The organism is Dietzia sp. IBK-p2-16D (genome assembly GCF_057773085.1).
Map to the genome: position 1 here is coordinate 581,102 of NZ_JBYMTL010000001.1, position 18,714 is coordinate 599,815.

Here is an 18,714-nt window from a genome sequence, read left to right on the forward strand (position 1 = left end):
CGCATTCCGGATCCGCTTCTCCATGTCGAGTAGCGGATCCGGAATGCGGATAGCGGATTTCGTAGGCCAGACGGGCGGGAGTCCGGGTCAGGCGTCGGTGCCCGCAGCCGCGGCGTCGATGGCGGCCACGTCCAGTTTGACCATGTCCATCATCGCCGCGAACGCGCGCGCCGCCGCGTCCCGGTCCTCGCCCCGCCACAGGTCGTAGAGGGACTGGGGCGCGACCTGCCAGCGCACTCCGTAGCGGTCGATCAGCCACCCGCACTGGACCTCGCGGCCCCCTCCTGCGAGCAGCCCGTTCCAGTAGTGGTCGATCTCCGCCTGGTCGGCGCACCGGATCTCGAGGGAGATCGCGTCGGTGTACTCGGGGTCCGAGCCGCCGTTGAGGGCGATGAACAGCCGTCCGTCGAGCTCGAACTCCACGGTGAGCACGTCCCCCGCCCTCGGTCCCGGGGTGTCGACGGGACTGGTGTCCACGGCGAGGACGCGCGAGTCGGGGAACACCGAGCAGTAGAACTCCGCGGCCTCCTCCGCCTCGGTGGCGAACCACAGACACGTGGTCATCACGGCCATCGCGGCCTCCTCCCGGGGCTCGCCCGGTCGGACGGGTCTCCCGCTGCCAGTGTCCACCGGCCCGGCGCCCCCGGAAAGGACTCGGGCATCACGGTTCGGCATCGGCGGCGGCGGTGGGCGGGGTGGGCCCGGTGGGCGGGCGTCTAGAATCGCGACATGGACAGGATGACGCGTGTCCTCGCCGCTCTCGCCCTCGCCACCACGCTCGGCGTCGGCCTCACGGCGTGCTCCGGAGACGACGGCGGCGGATCGGGTGGCACCGCCGCGCCGATGACGTCGGAGGAGATGACGACGACGAACTCGACCCCCGTCCCCGGACCTGCCGAGTCCACGGTCGACATCCCGGTGGCCGTCGCGGATCGCTGGGAGGAACTCGGTGGCGAACAGGGCGATCTCGGCCGGGTGACGGGGCCCGCCACGGCGGTCGAGGGCGGGTCGGTCACAGACTTCGAGGGTGGGTCGATCGTGCTCACGCCGGCCGGGCGCGCCTTCGTGGTCCAGGGTGAGATCCTCGCCGCCTACGACGAGGCGGGCGGGCCCGCGGGCGAGTTGGGTTTCCCCGTCTCCGACGAGACCACCACGGACGGTGGATGGATCTCGGCGTTCGAGCACGGCACGATCGCGTTCCTGGACGGTCGGCCGGTCGTCGAGGTCCCGTGACGATCCCCGCGCCGGGCGGGTAGCCCCGGTGGAGACCATCGCGATCTACCTCGTCGTGGTGTTCGGGTGCGGGTTCGTGGCCCGGCTGATGCACCTGCCCACCCTGATCGGATACCTCGCCTCGGGGTTCATCCTGCACGCCCCCGGTATCGAGGCCCTACCCGTGGTCGATTCACTCGCCGACCTCGGGGTGACGATCCTGCTGTTCACCATCGGGCTCAAGCTCGACGTGAGGATGCTGCTGCGACGCGAGGTGATGGCCACGACGGCGGTCAACCTCCTGGCCGTGGCGGGGTTGACCGCGGGGTTCCTGGGCGCGTTGTCCACCATCGGGGTGCGGCTTCTCGCCGACGCGGACTGGCAGGTGGTGGCGCTGCTCGGGTTCGCACTGTCGTTCTCCAGCACCGTGTTCGTCGTCCAGGTACTCGACGTCCGGTCCGACTCCCACACCCTGTACGGCCGGGTCGCGATCGGCATCCTCGTCCTCCAGGACGTGGTGGCGGTCGTGTTCCTCACCGCGATGAAGGGCGCCCCTCCGAGCCCGTGGGCGCTGGCGCTACCGCTGCTGATCCCCGCCGTGTGGCTCGTCCGCCGCGCCTGGAGCCGGCTCGGCCATGGTGAACTGCAGGCGCTTTTCGGGATCACGATGGCGCTGGTGCCCGGCTACTGGCTGTTCGAGAGCGTCGGTATCAAGGGCGACTTCGGGGCGATGGTGGTGGGGGTCCTCCTGGCCTCGCACCCGCGCGCGGCCGAGTTGTCCCGGACCCTCTTCGGTCTCCGCGAACTCCTGCTCGTGGGCTTCTTCGTCTCGATCGGGCTCCATGTCACGCCCACCCCGGAGACGCTGCTGCTGGGCCTTCTCCTCGTGGCGTTGCTGCCCCTGGAGGCCGCCGTGTTCACCCTGGTGCTGGCGGCGTTCGGGCTGCGCAAGCGCACCTCGATCCTCGCCGGGCTCGCGTTGGCGAACTTCTCGGAGTTCGGTCTCATCGTCACCGCGACCGGGGTCGACGCGGGGCTGGTCGAACAGGACTGGCTCGTGGTGGTATCGGTCGCGGTGGCCGCCAGCTTCGTGCTCTCGACGCTGGTCAACCACCGGGGGACCCGCCTCGTGGCACGGTTGTCCTCGCTCGTGCCCACCCTGCGGGACGAGCGCACCCACCCGGAGGACGCCCCGCTCGACATCGGTCACGCCCGGGTGCTGGTCCTGGGGGTGGGGCGGGTGGGCCGCGCGGTGCGGGACCGTCTCACGGACGAGTACGGTCTGACGGTCGTCGGGGTGGAGAACGACCCCGTGAAGGCGTCCGGGCTCCGCGAGCAGGGGGTCCGGGTCATCGAGGCCGATGCGACCGACGACGACTTCTGGGACCGCTGTGTCAACGACGAGAAGGTGGACATCATAGTGCTGGCCATGCCGTTCCACGGTTCCAACCTCATCGCCCTCGAGCAGGTGGACGCGCGGGACTTCGAGGGCACCATCGCGGTGGTCGCCCAGTACGACGACGAGAGGGACGAACTCATCGCACGGGGAGCCGACGTGGCGTTCCACATCTTCGAAGGCACCGGGGTCGGTCTGGCCGACAGTGCCGCCGAGGCCGCAGGAGTGCGGGAGTGACGTCCTCGGAACACACCACGACCACGCCCACCCCGCCGACCACCACGTCGGTGCCAGCCACGATGCTGCTCGCACTGGCGTTGACCGGGGCGATCGGGCCGTTCGCCACCGACACCTACCTGCCGGCGCTGCCGCTGATCGTCGAGGAGTTCGGGATCACGGCCTCCACCGCCCAGCTGACCCTCACCGCGTTCATGGTCTCGTTGGCGGCGGGGCAGCTGGTGATCGGGCCGCTCTCCGACCGGGTGGGACGTCGGACCTTGCTCATCCTGGGCTCGGTGGGCACCGCGCTCGCCGCCGTGATCTGCGCCCTCGCCCCCTCCGTCTGGGTGCTGGTTCTCGGCCGCGTCGCCCAGGGTCTCGCCGGGGCCGCCGGGATCGTCCTGAGCAAGGCCGTCGTGGTGGACGTCGGGCGCGGGCCGGGTGTGGCCAGGGCGTTCGCCACCCTCATGGCGATCCAGTCCGTCGCCCCGGTCATCGCACCGCTCATCGGCGGGGCCGTCGTCCCGTTCGGCGGCTGGCGGGGCGTGTTCTGGCTGCTGGCCGGGCTGTCCGCGATCACCGTCATCGGGGTCGTGATCGCCGTGCCGGAGTCCCTGCCCGAGGGATCCCGACGATCCGGTGGCGTGGTGTCGACGCTGTCGGACATGAGGATCGTCGCCACCCACGGCCCGTTCGTGGCGCGCGTTGCGGTGTTCGTCTTCACCTTCGGCGTGCTCTTCGGCTACATCTCCGCGAGCCCGTTCATCTATCAGCACATGGTGGGCCTGTCCCCCACCGCGTACTCGGTGGCGTTCACCGTCAACGCGCTGGGGATCCTGGTCTCGAACCTCGCGGGTGCCCGGCTCGTCGGCAGGTTCGCGCCCGAGAAGCTCCTGCTCACCGGGGTCGCCGGGATGGTGACGGCGATCGTCCACCTCGTCGTCGTCGTCGCACTCTCCCCCGCCGGAACCCTGGGGCTGGCACCGGTCACCGTGGGGTTCGTCCTGCTCACCCTGTCCGTCGGGGTGATCCTGCCCAACGCCGCGGCGTTGTCGATGCAGGCCACCCGGGGCCACTCCGGTTCCGGGTCGGCCCTCCTGGGGGCCGCCCAGTTCGCCCTGGCCGCAGTGGTCTCCCCGCTCACGGGGCTCGCCGGACCGCACTCGGCGGTCCCGCTGCTCGTCGTGATGGGGGTGAACGCCACCCTGGTCGTGGCGGCGACGTGGGCGGTGGTCAGCCGGCCAGTGCGCGCCACGTGAGCGCGGCGGCGAGTGCTCCCACGGCATTGAACGCCCAGTGCAGGCCGATCGGGGCCAGGAGGCTGCTGCTGCGGCGGCGGATCCAGATGAACCCCGCCCCCGCCGCCGAGGTCGCGGCCACCGCCAGTCCGATCCCCGCGACCTGACCCACCACCCCGGTGCCGAGCACGTCCGCGAGCCCGGCGTTGCCGGCCGTGAGCCCGAGCGACGACGTGACGTGCCACAGGCCGAAGGCCAGTGACCCGATCACGAACACCCCGGTCGTGCCGAAGGTCCGCTCGAGAGCGCCCTGGAGGACCCCACGGAAGGCGAACTCCTCCGGCAGGACCGTCATCAAGGGGATCAGGACCAACGCTGAGAACACCGCCATACGAAGGTCCGAATAGCGCTCGGACAGGAAAAAGGGACTGGTCGCCGGGATCAGGCACCCGGCCGTGACCACGGCCGCTACCACGACGGTCGCCGCGAGTCCGTACGCCAGCCCGCGCGGCATGTGCCGCGCCGCCAGACCCAGGTCCGCCCACCGCATCCACCGCGCCTTGGCGACCACGACCAACACGAGAACGGCGAGCGGAACGATCCACTCGCGGAAGGGCAGACCCGCCAGGTTGGCGGTGAGATTGATCGCCACCAGCGTGGCCAGGACGGCGCCGACGCCCGCCACCCCCCGTACTCGGGAGCTGCCGGACAGGGACGGGATCATCGCGGTCATCAGTCGCGACGATACCGCGCACCCCGTCCGTACCGGGGGTATGGTGACGCGGACGACCACTTCACACGATGAGGGAGTCCGCCATGGCAACGGTGTCCTCAACCGCGTCCCGCGCCCTGACCGGCGCCCGCCGCAGGGTGGGCATGGTGGTCCGCTCCCGGGTGGCGGGCGACGACGCCGATGCGAGAAGGCAGCAGATCTGGCACTCCGAGGGCGCGCGCTGGAACTCCCCGGACGACGCCATCTGCCGCGTCAACGGGGACGCCTCCATGTTCGCCGGCGGACTCACCGCGCTCCTGCTGCAGTCCCTGCACCCGCTCGCCATGGCCGGGGTGGCGGACCACAGCGACTACCGTGGCGACCCGTGGGGACGGCTCCAACGCACCTCACAGTTCATCGCGACCACGACGTTCGGCACGATCTCCGACGCCTCCGGGCTCATCCGGGCGATCAACGGAGCGCACCGCGCCGTCGTGGGAACCGACTACCGGGGACGCCCCTACGATGCCCGCGACCCCCACCTGCTGCGCTGGGTGCACGTCGCCGAGATCTGGAGCTTCCTCGAGTGCCACCGCCTCTACGGGCGTGAGCGGCTGACGCCGGCCGAACGTGACGAGTACGTACGCCAGTCCTCCAGGACCGGCCTCATGCTGGGCGCCAGGGACGTGCCCCTCAGCGTGCGCGAACTCGAGGAGGCGCTGGCGGAGTTCCGCCCCGAGCTCGAGGCCTCCCCCGCCGCTCTCGACGCGCGGCACTTCCTGCTCGACGGACCACCGATGGGGATGGCCGACAAGCCCGCCTACGCACTGCTGCGCGAGGGCGCTGTCGCAGCGCTACCAGGGTGGGCACGGACGATGCTCGGACTCCCGGACGGGCCACTCGGATCCAGCGGACTCGGGCAGGCGCTCGGCCGTACCGGGGTCTCCTCACTGCGCTGGGTGCTCGACGCGATCGAGTGACGCGGCGCTACCCTGTGACGACCGACCCTCGGGGTCGGTCCTGTCGTCCGCGGGGATACCCCGCCCGTTGAGAAGTGAGGTCTGTCATGGCCGGTGGACTCGCCGCTCTGCTCGACGACGTCGCAGTACTCGCACGCATGGCCGCGGCCAGCGCCGACGACGTCGCGGCCGCCGCCGGCCGTGCCGGTGTCAAAGCGGCCGGCGTGGTGGTCGACGACACCGCCGTCACCCCCCAGTACGTCAGCGACGTCGACCCGTCCCGCGAACTGCCCATGATCCGGAAGATCGCCATCGGGTCACTGGGTAACAAGGCGATCATCATCGTCTTCGCCCTCCTCCTCAGCCAGTTCGTGCCGTGGATCCTCACCCCGATCCTCATGCTCGGCGGGCTCTACCTCTGTTACGAGGGGGCGGAGAAGGTGTGGGAGCGCATCTCCGGGCACCACGAGGAGGCGGCCCCCGTCGTGGACCGCGGTCCCGACGCCGAGGCCAAGATGGTCCGCAGCGCCGTGACCACAGATTTCATTCTCAGCGCCGAGATCATGGTGATCTCTCTCAACGAGGTCGCCGACGAGAGGTTCTGGTCCCGGGCGATCATCCTGGTCGTCGTCGGCCTGGGCATCACCGCGCTCGTCTACGGCGTCGTCGCGGTGATCGTGAAGATGGACGACGTCGGCCTCCACCTGGCCCGCAGGGAGTCCCCCGGCGTACAACGGTTCGGCCACGGCCTGGTCAAGGCCATGCCCACCGTGCTCGAGGTGATCTCCTTCGTCGGCATGCTCGCCATGCTGTGGGTCGGCGGCCACATCCTCCTCGTCGGACTCGACGAACTCGGCGTCACCGCGCCGTACCACCTCGTGCACGTCCTGGCCGAGCCCGCGGCGGGCGTCGCCGGTGTCGGTGCGGTCCTCGCGTGGCTCATCGACACCGTGTGCGCACTGGTCTTCGGCCTCGCGGTGGGCGCCGTGATCGTGACGGTCATGCACCTGCTCCCGAAGCGGCGCTCCGACTCACACGACGCCTCCCACACGGACTCACACACCGCCTCACACGCCGACTCGCACCCCGGGCCCGGCGACGAGGCCGGCACGGACAACGGGGTCCCGGACACGCGCAGCCATCGCGGCGGGGCCCCACGAACCGGGGTGGGAGAGGACTCCGGGCACTGATGCTGCTCACCGTGGGGCACGGCCGTCTGGACCGCGACGAGTTGACACGACTGCTCGCCGGCGCGGGCGTCGAACTCCTGGTGGACATCCGGCGCTTCCCGGGGAGCCGCGCGAACTCCGCCGCCGCCAAGGGCGCGGTGCCGGAGATCGTCGGCGAGGCGGGGATCGACTATCGGTGGGAAGAGGACCTGGGTGGTCGTCGCAGCCTCACGGCCGATCACCGCAGGGCCTCCCCCGACACCTGGTGGCGTGTCGAGGCGTTCCGCGCCTACAGTGCCTGGACCCGGGACCCCGCGTTCCGCACCGCCCTGGACCGGGTCGTCGCCGATGCCAGGCGGCGACGGGTCGCGGTGATGTGCTCGGAATCGGTGTGGTGGCGATGCCATCGCCGGATCGTCGCGGACGTGGTGGCCACCGTTCACGGACTCCCCGTGGGACATCTGATGCACACCGGCAAGATCACCGAGCACAGTACGAGCGAGGGGCTGCGGATCGACGAGCACGGCGAACCGGTCTGGGACGGTTGACCCCGCGCGGCCGGGCTCGCCGATGGCCTAGTCTCGCGCCATGGACCCCATTTCGACCCTGGCCCCCAACCTCACCCCCGTCGCCGCCCTGCTCGGCACCTGGAAAGGCGAGGGGGCCGGTTCGTACCCGACGATCGACGACTTCACCTACACCGAGGAGATCACGCTCACCGACGTGGGCAAGCCCTTCCTTCACTACGTCCAACGGACGTGGAGCCCCACCGGATCACCCATGCACACCGAGACCGGCTACCTGCGGCTCCCCGGCGGGGGAACCGCCGAATTCGTCCTGGCCCAGCCCACCGGGCAGACCGAGTTGTGCGAGGGGACGCTCGTCGCCGAGGCGGACACCCTGGTCCTGGAGTTCCACTCGCGGGTGCACAACAGCGCCAGCGCGAAGCAGGTCGACACCACGCACCGGCGGTACGAGGTCGTCGGTGACCGGATCACCACGACGTTCGCCATGGCCGCGGTCGGCCATCCCCTCACCCACCACCTGCGTTCCGAGCTGCGCAGGGCCTGAGCCGGGCGCGGTCCGAACGGATTCCGGCGTGGACACACGTCCCCGCGACCTGCTACACCGGATCATGAACGAGGAGCACCGGGTGGAGGACGGCACGACCGTCCACGACAGGAGGGCACCGTGGCCGGGAGGAACGACGACAACGGGGCGTCGAACATCAAGGACGAGAAGATCTACCAGGCCCTTCGTCAGGACGGCGCCAGCAAGGAGAAGGCGGCCAGGATCGCCAATGCGTCGGCTGGGGAGTCCCGCTCGAATATCGGCCGGAAGGGCGGGGAATCCGGGTCCTACGAGGACTGGACGGTCGACGAACTCCGGGATCGGGCCCGGGAGATCGGTATCGAGGGCCGCTCGGACATGAACAAGGCTGACCTGATCACGGCACTGCGCGACCACTGATCGCGTCCGCCCGTCCGGTGTGAACCCGACGCGGTCGGCGGTCGACGAGCGGAAAGCTCAACGTGCAGAGCGGTCGCGAAAGACCAGGCGGGACAGGGCGTCCAGCGCGAACCCGAGTACGCCGATCACGAGGATCACGGCCATGACCTGGTCGTAGGCCAACTGGTCGCGGGCGTTGAGGATCTGGTAGCCGAGGCCGGACCGCACGCCGAGCATCTCGGCGGGTACCAACACGATCCACGCCGTGCCCAGCGCGAGTCGGATTCCACCGAGTATCGCCGGCCGGACAGCGGGTATGACCACGCGGGTGAGGCGCTCCCAGGCGCTGGCACCCATGGTCCGGGCCACATCGAGGTACCCGGGGTCCATCGCGTTCACGCCGGCTGAGGTCGAGAGCATGATCGGCCATATCGCTGCGGCGGCGACGAGGAAGATCACGGGTTCGTTGCCGATCCCGAACACCGCGATCGCGACCGGCGCCCAGGACAGCGGCGAGATCATCCGCAGGAACTGCACGAGCGGCCCGGCGACCGCCTCCGCGGTACGCCGCAGTCCCAGCCAGAGCCCCAGTGGCACCCCGAGGAACGCGGCGACGGCGAGTCCCGCGACGAGGCGGTACAGACTCACCGCCGCGTCGGACAGCAGCACTCCCCTGTCGAGCAGGTCGCCGAATCCGGACCACGTCTCGGCGGGAGACATTCCGCCGAGCACCGGATCGTCTGTGACGAGTCCGGAGGTCAGCAGGGTCCACACGCCCAGACCGATGAGCAGTCCCAGCAGCCCGGCGGCCCAGCGCTGGAGAAGACCTGACGGCCGTGTCCCGGAGGTCCGACGTCCGCCGCGGGTGCCGGGGGCCGGGGCGGCGACGCCGGCGGCCTCCACCGCCACGGGGTCGGTGGCCGGGTCCGGGGTCGAGTCGGTGCGCGTCATCTAGATCAGCCGTTCGGGTCGGGTCAGGGAAGCGGGGAGACCGAGGACCGCGGGCCCGCCGTGCCGGGCGATCGCGGCGCGGACGAAACGGTCGTCGACGAGCTCGTCGTGGACTCTCAAGGGATCGAGACCGTCGAGGAAACGGGTCTCTCCATCGACGACGGTCGTCCGCATCTGGCGGACGAGCTCGGAGGTGAAGCTCGGGAACGGGTACGGGTGGAAGTCGATCCGGGGCCGGGGCGGGCCGCCATCCGGGTCCGGGGCGGTCCCCGCCATCGCGACCTCGACCGCCTTCGGCGGCTGCGGGAGGTACCCCTTCCCCGACAGGATGGCCGCGGCCGCGGTGCGGTCGGCGCGGATCCCGAGTTGCGCGGCGACGGCGGCGTCGACCAGGGACTGGACGGTGTCGGGGCGGTTGTCGATCAGGTCCTGGTGGACCACCGTGACGCAGCACGCGTGGTCCCGCCACACCTGGTCGAGAAGCATGTGCAGTGAGCCCACGCCCCGGGCGACCGCGCCGGCATTGAACGGGTCGGCGACCGTGAACGCGGAGATCGACCCGGTGGCCAGCGCGGGAATCATGTCCGAGGGCCCCATGACGACGAGTTCGACGGTCCCCTCGGACCTGCTCGCGGCACGGCGGGCCACCGGGGTGAGCCCATGTGCGCGCAGGACCCGCTGGAGGAGGATGTTGTGGATCGACCACCAGCCGGGAATCGCCACCTGGGTGCCCGCGAGCTGGGCGACGTCCGTGACGTGCGGCGCGACCGTGATGGCCCCTCCACCGGTGTGGTTCCAGCTCACCATCCTGACGTCGGCGCCGATGACGTACCGGAGCTGGACCGCGGAGGGCATGAGCAGGTGGATGAGATCCACCTGGCGGGTGAGGAAGGCCTCCATGAGCGAGGACCAGGAGCGGAAGAGCACCGGACGCCCGACGATGAGTTTCTGCTGGTCGAAGTACCCGTCTCCGTGCGCCACCAGGAGCGGGGCCGCGTCGGTGATGGGCAGATAGCCGATACGGAGTTCGTCGGTGGCCACGCCGCGGGGGGCGGTGGCGGTCGTGACCAGATTGCCGAGGGAGGCCGCACCACCGACCGCTCCTGCGCCCACGGCGAGGGCGCCTCCGGCCCTCAGGAGCGTGCGCCGGTCGAGGAGGGGGCCACGGGCCCCGCGTTCGTGCACCATCGCCGGGTCAGGCCGTCCGGTACGCGGCGAGAATGCTGCCGCGCAGGGCCGGATCGGACTCCTGGGAGCCGTGGGTCGGGTTGGTCCACTCCTGCTGGACGCGGCCCGACGATCCCAGGAGTGCGATACGGGAACCGACGACGAGCGCCTCGTCGACGTCGTGCGTGACCATGACGGTGGTGACCCCGAGGTCTGCGGTCACTCCGACGAGCCATCGCTGTGAGTCCGCCCGTGTCACGGGATCGAGTGCGCTGAACGGCTCGTCGAGCAGCAGGATCTCCGGACGCGTCGCCGCGGCACGGACGACAGCCACGCGCTGCGCCTGGCCGCCCGATATCTCGTCGGGACGCGAGTCGGCGAGCTCGGCGATACCGAAGTGCTCGAGCAGACCGTCGACATGGGTGGGGTCGACCCGGCCGCGCAGTGCCCGGAAACGCCCACCCAGCGCGACGTTCTCGCGGACCGACAGCCATGGGTACAACAGCGGCTTCTGGAACACGACCGCATAGGAGTGCGCGCGGGTGTCACCGGTGTCGTCCGATCCCACCCGCAGCTCGCCGCCGGCAGGTTCCTCGAGCCCGGCGAGGAGCCGCAGGAGCGTCGACTTGCCGACTCCTGACGGCCCCAGCAGGACGAGCGACTCACCGGAGCGGACCTGAAGCTCGAGGTCATCGAACAGCAGCCTCCCACCGGGCAGCCGGTGCTGCAGGCCCGTCACGCTCACCGCGACGGGCCTGGCGAGGACACCAGCGGTCACGAGGAGACCCCCAGTCGGTCGAGCTCCCAGCGCAGCTGGGACTGCGACGGGGACTGCACGGGCAGGAACGCCGCCTCACGCATACGGCGGTTGGCCGGGGCGGCCTGGGCGTATCCCATGCCACCGCAGAGGACCGCCTCGAGGCGAGTGGCCGCCGGCGCGATCTCCGCACCGTCGAGCCGCAGCAGGAGCAGATCGCCCAGCGCGGCCTCGGCCGGTGTGGCGCCCAGGCGGTGCAGTTCGGCATGCATGTGCTGGTGCCGCACCGCCAGGTCGTCGTGCTCGTCGGCGTAGAAGGCGCCCAGGCCCTCGAGACGGCCCTCGGCCTCGATGAGGGAACGCGCGGCGACGCCCGAGCAGAAGGCCGCCTGCAGGATGAGGAACTGGGGACGCACGCCGGACAGGAAATCGGCGAGATCCTCCCCCAGCACCTGCTCGTCCGGGACCACCACGCCGTCGAGACCGATCATCGTGGAGGCTGTCGCGTTGAGCGCCAGGAGGTCCGGGGCGTTCCTGATCTCGACCCCCGGTGCCGACGCCTCGAAGGTGAGCACCAGGCTGCGCCCGTCCTCGGTATTGGCGGCGAGAACGATGATGCTGTCCGGGTACACGTTCGAGGCCCACGCGATCGGTCCGTCGATCCGGTACCCCCCCGACACCGGAGTGGCGGTGATGGGGACCTTGCCCAGCCCGACGACCTGCCGCTGGGCGGCGGCCATGCCCGTCACACCCGGGCGACCGCCGTCCGCGACCGCCCGGTAGGTCCGGGCCGCCGCGTCGGAGCGGTCCGCCGCGTGCCGTAGGTAGGCGGCGGTCATACGTTGCGCCCAGGACGCGAACGCCACCGCCAGACTCTCCGTGGCCACGGCCTCGATGACCGAGGCGGCGACGGCGACCGGGGTGCGGTCGACGTCGAAGAGACCGAGTCCGGCGAGAGCGGCGATGTCCTCCCGCAGGTCCGCCTCGTCGCGGTCCAGGGCTGACGCCCGCGCAGCGACCGAGTCGATCACCGCGACGAGCTCCGCCACGTCGACGTCACCGAAACCGCCGGCGGTCAGCCGGACTCGGGGCGTCCCGAGAACGGGGATCTGCGTCGCGGCGGTGCTCACGACAGCTCGTGCAGTCGCGAGATGGGGGTGGAGACGATCTCACGGGCGCGGACGACCGAATCGGTGTCCGGGGCGTTGTAGAAGCACAGGCACTTGTCCGTGTCCTCGCGAACGTAGGTGCGCAGGAAGGAGACCTCGGGGATCTCGGCGTACTTCGGGGACTTCTCCTTCTTGCGTGTGAGGTAGGTGTCCATGTCGATCTCCGCGGGGATGTCCCACTCGACCAGGTAACCGGCCTCGGGGCGGGCGGCCTTGATGGTCTCCAGGTCGGTGCCGACCAGGCGGACCTGCGCGGGCGCGGTCACCTCGGCGGCGTCGATCGTGCCGGCATCGAGGACCGGGGCGTCGGTGTCGCAGGCTCCGTTGGGGCCGTCCGCCAGCTCGACGATCGTGAAGACGCGTGAGGCACCCTTGGTCACCTGGGTCTCGATGACCTCGGCACCACTGCCGGTCAGGGCGGCGGCGATGGAATCGACGAGACCGGAGGGATCGGCCTGCTGCTCCGGCGACGGAGTGATCTCGTAGAGGAAGAGGGTCATGAACAAGTCCTTTCGGGACGTCTCGTGATGGCCTAACGGTAGAGAGAACAGACCGTTCTGTCTAACTATTCCCGGCCGCCTCCCCCTTTCCGGAGGGCTGCACGGTGAACAGTGGGAGAACGGGAGCCGTCCGTCATCGAACCGGCACTACAGTCGTGTCATGCGCACTGTCTTCCATTCCAAGCTCGATGAATTCTCCGACCAGCTGGTCCGCTTCTGCGAGACCAACATCCGCCTGCTCGACCGCGCCAGCGCGGCCCTGCTCGACGGCGACGAACTCGCCGCCATCGAGGTGATCGACGGCGCTGCGGAACTGGAGGATCTCCGTGAGGCCAGTGAGCAGCACGCGTTCGAGCTCCTCCTGCTCGAGTCCCCGGTGGCCGGCGATCTCCGTCAGGTGGTCTCGGGGATCTACATCGTCGAGCACTTCACCCGCATGGCCGCGCTGGCCGGCCACATCGCCCGGGTCGCCCGGCGGCGTCACCCGCAGTCCGTGGTCCCCGAGCCCCTCGTTCCCCTTCTCCGCGAGCTCGCGCAGCGGGATGGGGAGATGGCGCGCCGGCTCACCGCGCTACTCGTCGAGCACGATGCGGACAAGGCCCGCACCCTCGATGCCGAGGACGACGCCGTCGACCGTCTCCACTCCGACCTGATGAAGCAGATCTCGAGCGAGGACTGGCCCCACGGCTCCGTCGCGGCCGTCGATCTCGCGCTCCTGGCGCGGTACTACGAGCGGTTCGCCGACCATACGGTGAGCATCGCCAACCGCGTCGTCTACCTCGCGACGGGCGAACGCCCCGAGGGGGGCTCGATCTCCCACCTCGACGACGGCACCGTCCTGGACTGAGGGCTGGCCCGTGGTCTCGGTGAGGGATAGGGTGAGCCCACCGCGTCGTTGAGGAGACCGCATGTCCCGCCCGGTGCACTTCGAGATCCACGCCTCCGATCCCGTGCGCGCCTGCCGGTTCTACGCCGACGCACTGGGCTGGACGGTCGAGGACTGGAGCGGTTTCGCCGGGGTCCCGTACTTCGGTGTGACCTCCGGGCCCGAAGACCAGCCCGGTATCAACGGCGCGATCATGCAGCGGACCGGCGACCCGCCCCCGGCCGGATCGCCGGTCCAGGGCGCCGTTCTCACCGTGGGGTGCGAGGACTTCGATGCCACCGCCCGGATGATCCTGTCGGCCGGGGGCGCCGTCGCGCTGGACAAGCATGCGCTCCCGGGAATGGCGTGGCAGGGCTATTTCCTCGACACCGAGGGCAATGTTTTCGGGCTCCACCAGCCGGACCCGGAAGCCGGCTGACACCCGGTTGCCGGGGACCGCAACCGGGTGTCGCGCGCTCGCCGGGGGGGGTCAGCGGCAGATCGCCCCGGTGGAGGCCGACTGCACGAGCTTGGAGTACTTGGCGAGGACGCCGCGGGTGTAGCGCGGCGGGAGCGGCTCCCACCCGTCACGCCTGGCCTGCAGCTCCGACTCCTCGACGAGCAGCTCGAGGGTGCCCTTCGAGACGTCGAGCCGGATACGGTCACCGTCGCGGACGAACGCGATCGGGCCGCCATCGGCCGCCTCCGGGGCGATGTGGCCCACGCACAACCCCGTGGTCCCACCGGAGAAGCGCCCGTCGGTCATCAGCAGCACGTCCTTGCCCAGGCCGGCGCCCTTGATCGCCCCGGTGATCGCGAGCATCTCCCGCATACCGGGTCCTCCCTTCGGGCCCTCGTAGCGGATGACGACCACGTCCCCGGTTGTGATGGTGCCGTCCTCGAGAGCATCCATCGCTGCGCGCTCGCGCTCGAAGACACGGGCGGTGCCCTCGAAGACGTCCGAGTCGAATCCGGCCGACTTGACGACCGCGCCCTCCGGGGCGAGGGACCCGTGGAGGATCGTGATCCCGCCGGTCGGGTGGATCGGCTCGGACATCGCGCGCAGCACCTTGCCGTCCGGGTCCGGCGGAGCGATGTCGGCGAGGTTCTCGGCCACGGTGCGGCCGGTGACCGTGAGGCAGTCACCGTGGAGCAGACCGGCGTCGAGCAGAGCCCGCATCACCACGGGGACGCCGCCGATCCTGTCCACGTCGGTCATGACGTGGGCGCCGAACGGCTTGACGTCGGCCAGGTGCGGGACCTTGGCGCCGATGCGGGCGAAGTCATCGAGGGTGAGCTCGACCTCGGCCTCGCTGGCGATCGCGAGCAGGTGGAGAACGGCGTTGGTGGACCCACCGAAGGCCATCACGACGGCGATCGCGTTCTCGAACGCCTCCTTGGTCATGATGTCGCGGGCGGTGATGCCCTTGCGCAGCAGCTCCACCACGGCCTTACCGCTCGCCTTGGCGTAGTCGTCGCGGCGACGGTCCGGGGCCGGCGGCGACGCGCTGCCGGGCAGGGACATGCCCAGCGCCTCAGCCGCGCTGGCCATGGTGTTGGCGGTGTACATGCCGCCGCAGGCGCCCTCGCCCGGGCAGATGGCCCGCTCGATGGTGTCGACGTCTTCGCGGCTCATGAGGCCGCGCGAGCAGGCTCCGACGGCTTCGAAGGCGTCGATGATGGTGACCTGCTTCTCCGTGCCGTCGGAGAGCGTGGCGAAGCCGGGCAGTGTGGAGCCGGCATAGAGGAAGACGCTCGCCAGATCCAGGCGCGCGGCGGCCATGAGCATGCCGGGCAGCGACTTGTCGCAGCCGGCGAGCAACACGGAGCCGTCGAGCCGCTCTGCGCTCATGACGGTCTCGACGCTGTCGGCGATCACCTCACGCGAGACCAGCGAGAAGTGCATCCCCTCGTGTCCCATCGAGATGCCGTCGGACACCGAGATGGTGCCGAACTCCAGCGGGTAGCCGCCCCCGGCGTGGGTGCCCTCCTTGACGGCTTTGGCCAGCCGGTCGAGCGAGAGGTTGCACGGGGTGATCTCGTTCCAGGACGAGGCCACGCCGATCTGCGGCTTGACCCAGTCGTCGTCGCCCATGCCCACCGCGCGGAGCATGCCGCGCGCGGCGGTCTTCTCCAACCCGTCGGTCACGTCGCGGCTGCGGGGCTTGATGTCGGGGCCGCTGTCGGCAGCGGCGTTCTGGTGGTGGGGCGTATCGCTTCCGGAGCTCATGGACTCAGCCTAGGCATTGGCCGCCGCGCTGCGCGGTCGGACCCACCGCCGCGACCCGACCGGCCACGGATCCCGCGCATCAACCGGAAGTCCCGGGGCGAGCTGGGTAGCGTCGGTGGCGACGCGAGCGTCGAGACGAGGAGCGTAATCGGTGGTCTTCGAGCTGTTCCGGCAGATCTCGGCCGTCCTGGTCGTCGTCTTCGTGGTATCCAGTCTGCTCAACGTGGGCCTGACCCAGAAGCCGTCCAATTTCCTGGCGCACCTGCGGAATTGGCACTTTCTGGTGCGGATGGTGCTGGCCAACCTCGTCCTCGTCCCGGCGGTGATGACGTTGGCGGTGACGGTCGCCGATCTCGAGCCCATGTACGAGGCCGGTCTGATGGTCTTCGGCCTGTCCGCCGGCGCCCCGTTCCTCATCGCGCTGACGCGCGAGTCGCGACAGGACATCTCCCTGGCCGCGACCGTGATGACGGTACTCATCGTGGGCACCGTCGTGCTCATGCCGATCCTGCTTCCCACGGTGATCGACGACGTCACCGTCGATGCCTGGTCGATCATCCTCGCACTGCTGGGCCAGATGATCGTACCCATGGCGGTGGGGATGGCGGTTCGTGAGTACCTCGTCCCGCTTGCCGCTGTGATCCAACCGTGGGCGGCCCGGCTCTCCTCGATCACGCTCTACGGGCTGCTGGCCAGCGTGATCATCGGCTATCTGCCGGAGATGGGCGACCCGGAGCTGTGGCGGGCGATCCTCACGGGGCTCGTCGTCATCGGCATCTCGCTGTTCATCGGCTACATGATGGGCGACGGACACAACAATCTGAAGAAGGTGGGCGGCCTGGCCACCGCCCAACGCAACACGGCCGCTGCCATGATCGTGGCCAGTTCGAACTTCTCCGATCCCGCGCCGATCGTCGTCGTCACACTCGTCAACACGCTGGGCCTGGTGGTGCTGCTGGGCGCCGCGCGGGCGATGAGCCGCGACGCCGAGTTCCTGCTCACGCCGATAGGGGCCGACATTCCGGAGCGTGACGGCAGCTGACCGGAGAGGATGGTCGCATGACCACCGGCACCGATTCCAGGCCCAATTTCCTCGTCGTCGTGGTGGACGACATGGGGTATTCCGACTGTCAGCCGTTCGGTGGTGAGATCGCCACGCCCCACCTCCAGGAGCTCGCCGAGTCCGGCGCCCGGTTCCGGGGCTTCCACACCAGCTCGCTCTGCGCGCCCACACGATCGATGCTGCTCTCCGGCTGCGACAACCATCAGGCGGGCCTCGGTGTGATGCAGCCGCTACACGCGAAGAACCAGTACATGCAGCCCGGGTACGAGGGATACCTCAACCACTCGGTGCCGACGATGGCGGAGCTGCTGCGTGACGCGGGATACCACACCTACCTGGCCGGCAAGTGGCACGTCGGGATCACCGAGGACACCCGCCCGGCGGCTCGTGGTTTCGAACGCAGCTTCGCCTTCCTCGGCGGAGGGGCCAGCCACTTCCACGACGCGCGACCGTTGAGCGTGTTCGAGGGCAAGCAGACGCTGTACGCCGACGACGACCGTTTCTGCACCGACGAACTCCCCGAGGACTTCTACACCTCGACCGCGTTCGTGGACCGGATGATCGGATTCCTGCGCGAGCAGGAGGACGACCGTCCGTTCCTGGGATACCTCGCCTTCACCGCCCCGCACGACCCACTCCAGGCCCCCGATTCCGATCTCGACCGGTACGCCGGTCGCTATGACGCCGGCTACGGGGCGATCAAGCGGGAGCGGATGGAGCGGATGAAGGAGATCGGCCTGATCGCGTCCGATCTCGAGGTCAACCCGGGTAGCGGCCTGTTCCCCGCCTGGGATGAGCTGTCGGATGACGACCGGCGCCGCGAAGCCCGGAAGATGGAGGTCTACGCCGCGATGATCGAGCGGATGGACCACGAGCTCGGGCGTCTCCTCGACGAACTGGACAGGCTCGGCAAGCGCGAGGACACCGTCGTGTTCTTCCTCTCGGACAACGGCGCCAACCCCAAGCAGCCCGAGTTCTACCAGCCCAACACCGTCGAGACGATCGAGGCCGAGTTCGACAACAGCCTGGCCAACATGGGCCGGATCGGCTCGTTCGTCTCGATCGGCGGGGCGTGGGCGGAAGTCGCGGACACCCCGCTGTCCTATTTCAAGACCACCACCTACGAGGGCGGCACCCAGACCCCGCTCATCGTGGCGGGCGGCCCGGTGACCCGGGAGGGCGTGGTGACCGACGAACTGCTTCACGTCGCCGACATCCTGCCGACCATGCTCGACCTTGCCGGAGTCCGTAGACCCACCGAGGTCGACGGCAGGCCGGTGCCACCGCTGTACGGACGGAGTCTCGCGCCGATGCTCACCGGGCACACCCTCCAACCGGTCCGCGGCGGGCTGGACGCACTGTGCTTCGAAATGCTCGAGTGCCGGTCGGTCCTGTGCGGGGATTGGAAGCTGCTGTGGATGGCTCCCCCGTACGGCGAGGGCGACAGCTGGCGGTTGTTCAACCTCGCGGAGGATCCCCGCGAACTGGTCGACCTGGCCGACCGGTACCCGGGGAAGGTGGCTCAGCTGGAGGCTCAGTGGCGGGCCTACGCCGAGTACGTCGGCTATATCGAGTCGGACGGCACCTCCGCCGCGGCCGAGTTGGGTATCGACCGGTTCTACGAGTTCCGTCTCGCGGACGACTGACCCCGCCGTCCC

Annotated in this window: 20 protein-coding genes; 12 read left to right on the forward strand and 8 right to left on the reverse strand. The window is 70.0% G+C overall.

The genetic code is table 11. The features are described from left to right. Nucleotides 1–87 precede the first annotated feature (87 nt). On the reverse strand, nucleotides 88–573 hold the full coding sequence (locus AC3DE3_RS02765) for a VOC family protein (RefSeq protein WP_488368871.1): 486 nt from the start codon (nucleotides 571–573) through the stop codon (nucleotides 88–90). Nucleotides 574–729: 156 nt separating this feature from the next. Here AC3DE3_RS02765 and AC3DE3_RS02770 point away from each other — a divergent pair, with 156 nt between their 5' ends. Genes AC3DE3_RS02770 through AC3DE3_RS02780 form a run of 3 tightly spaced genes read left to right on the forward strand, consistent with a single transcriptional unit; the run spans nucleotide 730 to nucleotide 4,086 of the window. Next, nucleotides 730–1,233, forward strand: coding sequence for an LGFP repeat-containing protein (locus AC3DE3_RS02770; RefSeq protein ID WP_488368872.1), 504 nt, complete (start codon nucleotides 730–732; stop codon nucleotides 1,231–1,233). 28 nt (nucleotides 1,234–1,261) lie between these two features. Then, nucleotides 1,262–2,845: a cation:proton antiporter family protein gene (locus tag AC3DE3_RS02775; RefSeq protein ID WP_260487900.1), complete on the forward strand. Its 1,584-nt coding sequence runs from the start codon at nucleotides 1,262–1,264 to the stop codon at nucleotides 2,843–2,845. Further along, complete coding sequence (locus tag AC3DE3_RS02780) at nucleotides 2,842–4,086, forward strand: multidrug effflux MFS transporter (RefSeq protein WP_488368873.1); 1,245 nt, start codon at nucleotides 2,842–2,844, stop codon at nucleotides 4,084–4,086. Before AC3DE3_RS02775 ends, AC3DE3_RS02780 begins: the two co-directional genes overlap by 4 nt. Here AC3DE3_RS02780 and AC3DE3_RS02785 read toward each other — a convergent pair. Further along, nucleotides 4,061–4,798 carry a CPBP family intramembrane glutamic endopeptidase gene (locus tag AC3DE3_RS02785; protein ID WP_488368874.1) on the reverse strand — a complete coding sequence of 246 codons (738 nt, stop codon included), beginning with the start codon at nucleotides 4,796–4,798 and terminating at the stop codon, nucleotides 4,061–4,063. The genes AC3DE3_RS02780 and AC3DE3_RS02785 overlap by 26 nt on opposite strands. An 83-nt stretch (nucleotides 4,799–4,881) precedes the next feature. On the opposite strand from AC3DE3_RS02785, the gene AC3DE3_RS02790 reads away from it, so the two are divergent. From AC3DE3_RS02790 to AC3DE3_RS02810, 5 genes are all read left to right on the forward strand, one after another. Then, nucleotides 4,882–5,757 (forward strand): oxygenase MpaB family protein, encoded by an 876-nt coding sequence (locus tag AC3DE3_RS02790; protein ID WP_488368875.1) that lies wholly within the window; start codon nucleotides 4,882–4,884, stop codon nucleotides 5,755–5,757. 86 nt (nucleotides 5,758–5,843) lie between these two features. Further along, entirely contained in the window at nucleotides 5,844–6,926 is a 1,083-nt protein-coding gene (locus AC3DE3_RS02795; protein ID WP_488368876.1) for a DUF808 domain-containing protein, read from the forward strand. Then, the gene (locus tag AC3DE3_RS02800) at nucleotides 6,926–7,453 is read left to right on the forward strand and encodes a DUF488 domain-containing protein (RefSeq protein ID WP_488368877.1); all 528 of its coding nucleotides are present in this window, start codon (nucleotides 6,926–6,928) and stop codon (nucleotides 7,451–7,453) included. Before AC3DE3_RS02795 ends, AC3DE3_RS02800 begins: the two co-directional genes overlap by 1 nt. A gap of 40 nt (nucleotides 7,454–7,493) precedes the next feature. Continuing rightward, complete coding sequence (locus AC3DE3_RS02805; protein WP_488368878.1) at nucleotides 7,494–7,976, forward strand: heme-binding beta-barrel domain-containing protein; 483 nt, start codon at nucleotides 7,494–7,496, stop codon at nucleotides 7,974–7,976. A 120-nt stretch (nucleotides 7,977–8,096) separates the two neighbouring features. Then, entirely contained in the window at nucleotides 8,097–8,375 is a 279-nt protein-coding gene (locus AC3DE3_RS02810; RefSeq protein WP_488368879.1) for a DUF7218 family protein, read from the forward strand. Nucleotides 8,376–8,432: 57 nt separating this feature from the next. Here the strand turns inward: AC3DE3_RS02810 and AC3DE3_RS02815 are convergent, their stop codons facing one another. From AC3DE3_RS02815 to AC3DE3_RS02835, 5 genes are read right to left on the reverse strand one after another with little or no spacing between them, the layout of a single operon-like run. Beyond that, entirely contained in the window at nucleotides 8,433–9,305 is an 873-nt protein-coding gene (locus tag AC3DE3_RS02815; RefSeq protein WP_488368880.1) for an ABC transporter permease, read from the reverse strand. Beyond that, complete coding sequence (locus AC3DE3_RS02820) at nucleotides 9,306–10,493, reverse strand: ABC transporter substrate-binding protein (protein WP_488368881.1); 1,188 nt, start codon at nucleotides 10,491–10,493, stop codon at nucleotides 9,306–9,308. 7 nt (nucleotides 10,494–10,500) lie between these two features. After that, nucleotides 10,501–11,202 carry an ABC transporter ATP-binding protein gene (locus AC3DE3_RS02825; RefSeq protein ID WP_488369096.1) on the reverse strand — a complete coding sequence of 234 codons (702 nt, stop codon included), beginning with the start codon at nucleotides 11,200–11,202 and terminating at the stop codon, nucleotides 10,501–10,503. 44 nt (nucleotides 11,203–11,246) lie between these two features. Then, complete coding sequence (locus tag AC3DE3_RS02830; RefSeq protein ID WP_488368882.1) at nucleotides 11,247–12,359, reverse strand: acyl-CoA dehydrogenase family protein; 1,113 nt, start codon at nucleotides 12,357–12,359, stop codon at nucleotides 11,247–11,249. Further along, complete coding sequence (locus AC3DE3_RS02835) at nucleotides 12,356–12,898, reverse strand: DUF4242 domain-containing protein (protein ID WP_260487913.1); 543 nt, start codon at nucleotides 12,896–12,898, stop codon at nucleotides 12,356–12,358. Before AC3DE3_RS02835 ends, AC3DE3_RS02830 begins: the two co-directional genes overlap by 4 nt. 160 nt (nucleotides 12,899–13,058) lie before the next feature. Between AC3DE3_RS02835 and AC3DE3_RS02840 the strand changes: the two genes are divergently transcribed. Beyond that, a complete protein-coding gene (locus AC3DE3_RS02840) occupies nucleotides 13,059–13,745 on the forward strand; it encodes a phosphate signaling complex PhoU family protein (protein WP_260487914.1) in 687 nt (228 codons plus the stop codon). 61 nt (nucleotides 13,746–13,806) lie between these two features. Continuing rightward, complete coding sequence (locus AC3DE3_RS02845) at nucleotides 13,807–14,202, forward strand: VOC family protein (RefSeq protein ID WP_260487915.1); 396 nt, start codon at nucleotides 13,807–13,809, stop codon at nucleotides 14,200–14,202. A 51-nt stretch (nucleotides 14,203–14,253) separates the two neighbouring features. Here AC3DE3_RS02845 and ilvD read toward each other — a convergent pair whose 3' ends face one another. Continuing rightward, the gene (gene ilvD / locus AC3DE3_RS02850; protein ID WP_488368883.1) at nucleotides 14,254–15,993 is read right to left on the reverse strand and encodes a dihydroxy-acid dehydratase; all 1,740 of its coding nucleotides are present in this window, start codon (nucleotides 15,991–15,993) and stop codon (nucleotides 14,254–14,256) included. Nucleotides 15,994–16,144: 151 nt separating this feature from the next. Between ilvD and AC3DE3_RS02855 the strand changes: the two genes are divergently transcribed. Beyond that, entirely contained in the window at nucleotides 16,145–17,035 is an 891-nt protein-coding gene (locus AC3DE3_RS02855; protein ID WP_488368884.1) for a bile acid:sodium symporter family protein, read from the forward strand. Between the two features lie 17 nt (nucleotides 17,036–17,052). After that, nucleotides 17,053–18,702, forward strand: coding sequence for an arylsulfatase (locus AC3DE3_RS02860; protein ID WP_488368885.1), 1,650 nt, complete (start codon nucleotides 17,053–17,055; stop codon nucleotides 18,700–18,702). The last annotated feature ends 12 nt before the right edge of the window (nucleotides 18,703–18,714 follow it).

What these genes read in the sequence shown, in the direction of transcription:
- AC3DE3_RS02765 (WP_488368871.1), bottom strand. Translation starts at nt 573, where the DNA reads ATGGCCGTGATGACCACGTGTCTGTGGTTCGCCACCGAGGCGGAGGAG.
- AC3DE3_RS02800 (WP_488368877.1), top strand. Translation starts at nt 6,926, where the DNA reads ATGCTGCTCACCGTGGGGCACGGCCGTCTGGACCGCGACGAGTTGACA.
- AC3DE3_RS02790 (WP_488368875.1), top strand. Translation starts at nt 4,882, where the DNA reads ATGGCAACGGTGTCCTCAACCGCGTCCCGCGCCCTGACCGGCGCCCGC.
- AC3DE3_RS02835 (WP_260487913.1), bottom strand. Translation starts at nt 12,898, where the DNA reads ATGACCCTCTTCCTCTACGAGATCACTCCGTCGCCGGAGCAGCAGGCC.
- AC3DE3_RS02815 (WP_488368880.1), bottom strand. Translation starts at nt 9,305, where the DNA reads ATGACGCGCACCGACTCGACCCCGGACCCGGCCACCGACCCCGTGGCG.
- AC3DE3_RS02770 (WP_488368872.1), top strand. Translation starts at nt 730, where the DNA reads ATGGACAGGATGACGCGTGTCCTCGCCGCTCTCGCCCTCGCCACCACG.
- AC3DE3_RS02845 (WP_260487915.1), top strand. Translation starts at nt 13,807, where the DNA reads ATGTCCCGCCCGGTGCACTTCGAGATCCACGCCTCCGATCCCGTGCGC.
- AC3DE3_RS02795 (WP_488368876.1), top strand. Translation starts at nt 5,844, where the DNA reads ATGGCCGGTGGACTCGCCGCTCTGCTCGACGACGTCGCAGTACTCGCA.
- AC3DE3_RS02785 (WP_488368874.1), bottom strand. Translation starts at nt 4,798, where the DNA reads ATGACCGCGATGATCCCGTCCCTGTCCGGCAGCTCCCGAGTACGGGGG.
- AC3DE3_RS02840 (WP_260487914.1), top strand. Translation starts at nt 13,059, where the DNA reads ATGCGCACTGTCTTCCATTCCAAGCTCGATGAATTCTCCGACCAGCTG.
- AC3DE3_RS02860 (WP_488368885.1), top strand. Translation starts at nt 17,053, where the DNA reads ATGACCACCGGCACCGATTCCAGGCCCAATTTCCTCGTCGTCGTGGTG.
- AC3DE3_RS02820 (WP_488368881.1), bottom strand. Translation starts at nt 10,493, where the DNA reads ATGGTGCACGAACGCGGGGCCCGTGGCCCCCTCCTCGACCGGCGCACG.
- AC3DE3_RS02805 (WP_488368878.1), top strand. Translation starts at nt 7,494, where the DNA reads ATGGACCCCATTTCGACCCTGGCCCCCAACCTCACCCCCGTCGCCGCC.
- ilvD (WP_488368883.1), bottom strand. Translation starts at nt 15,993, where the DNA reads ATGAGCTCCGGAAGCGATACGCCCCACCACCAGAACGCCGCTGCCGAC.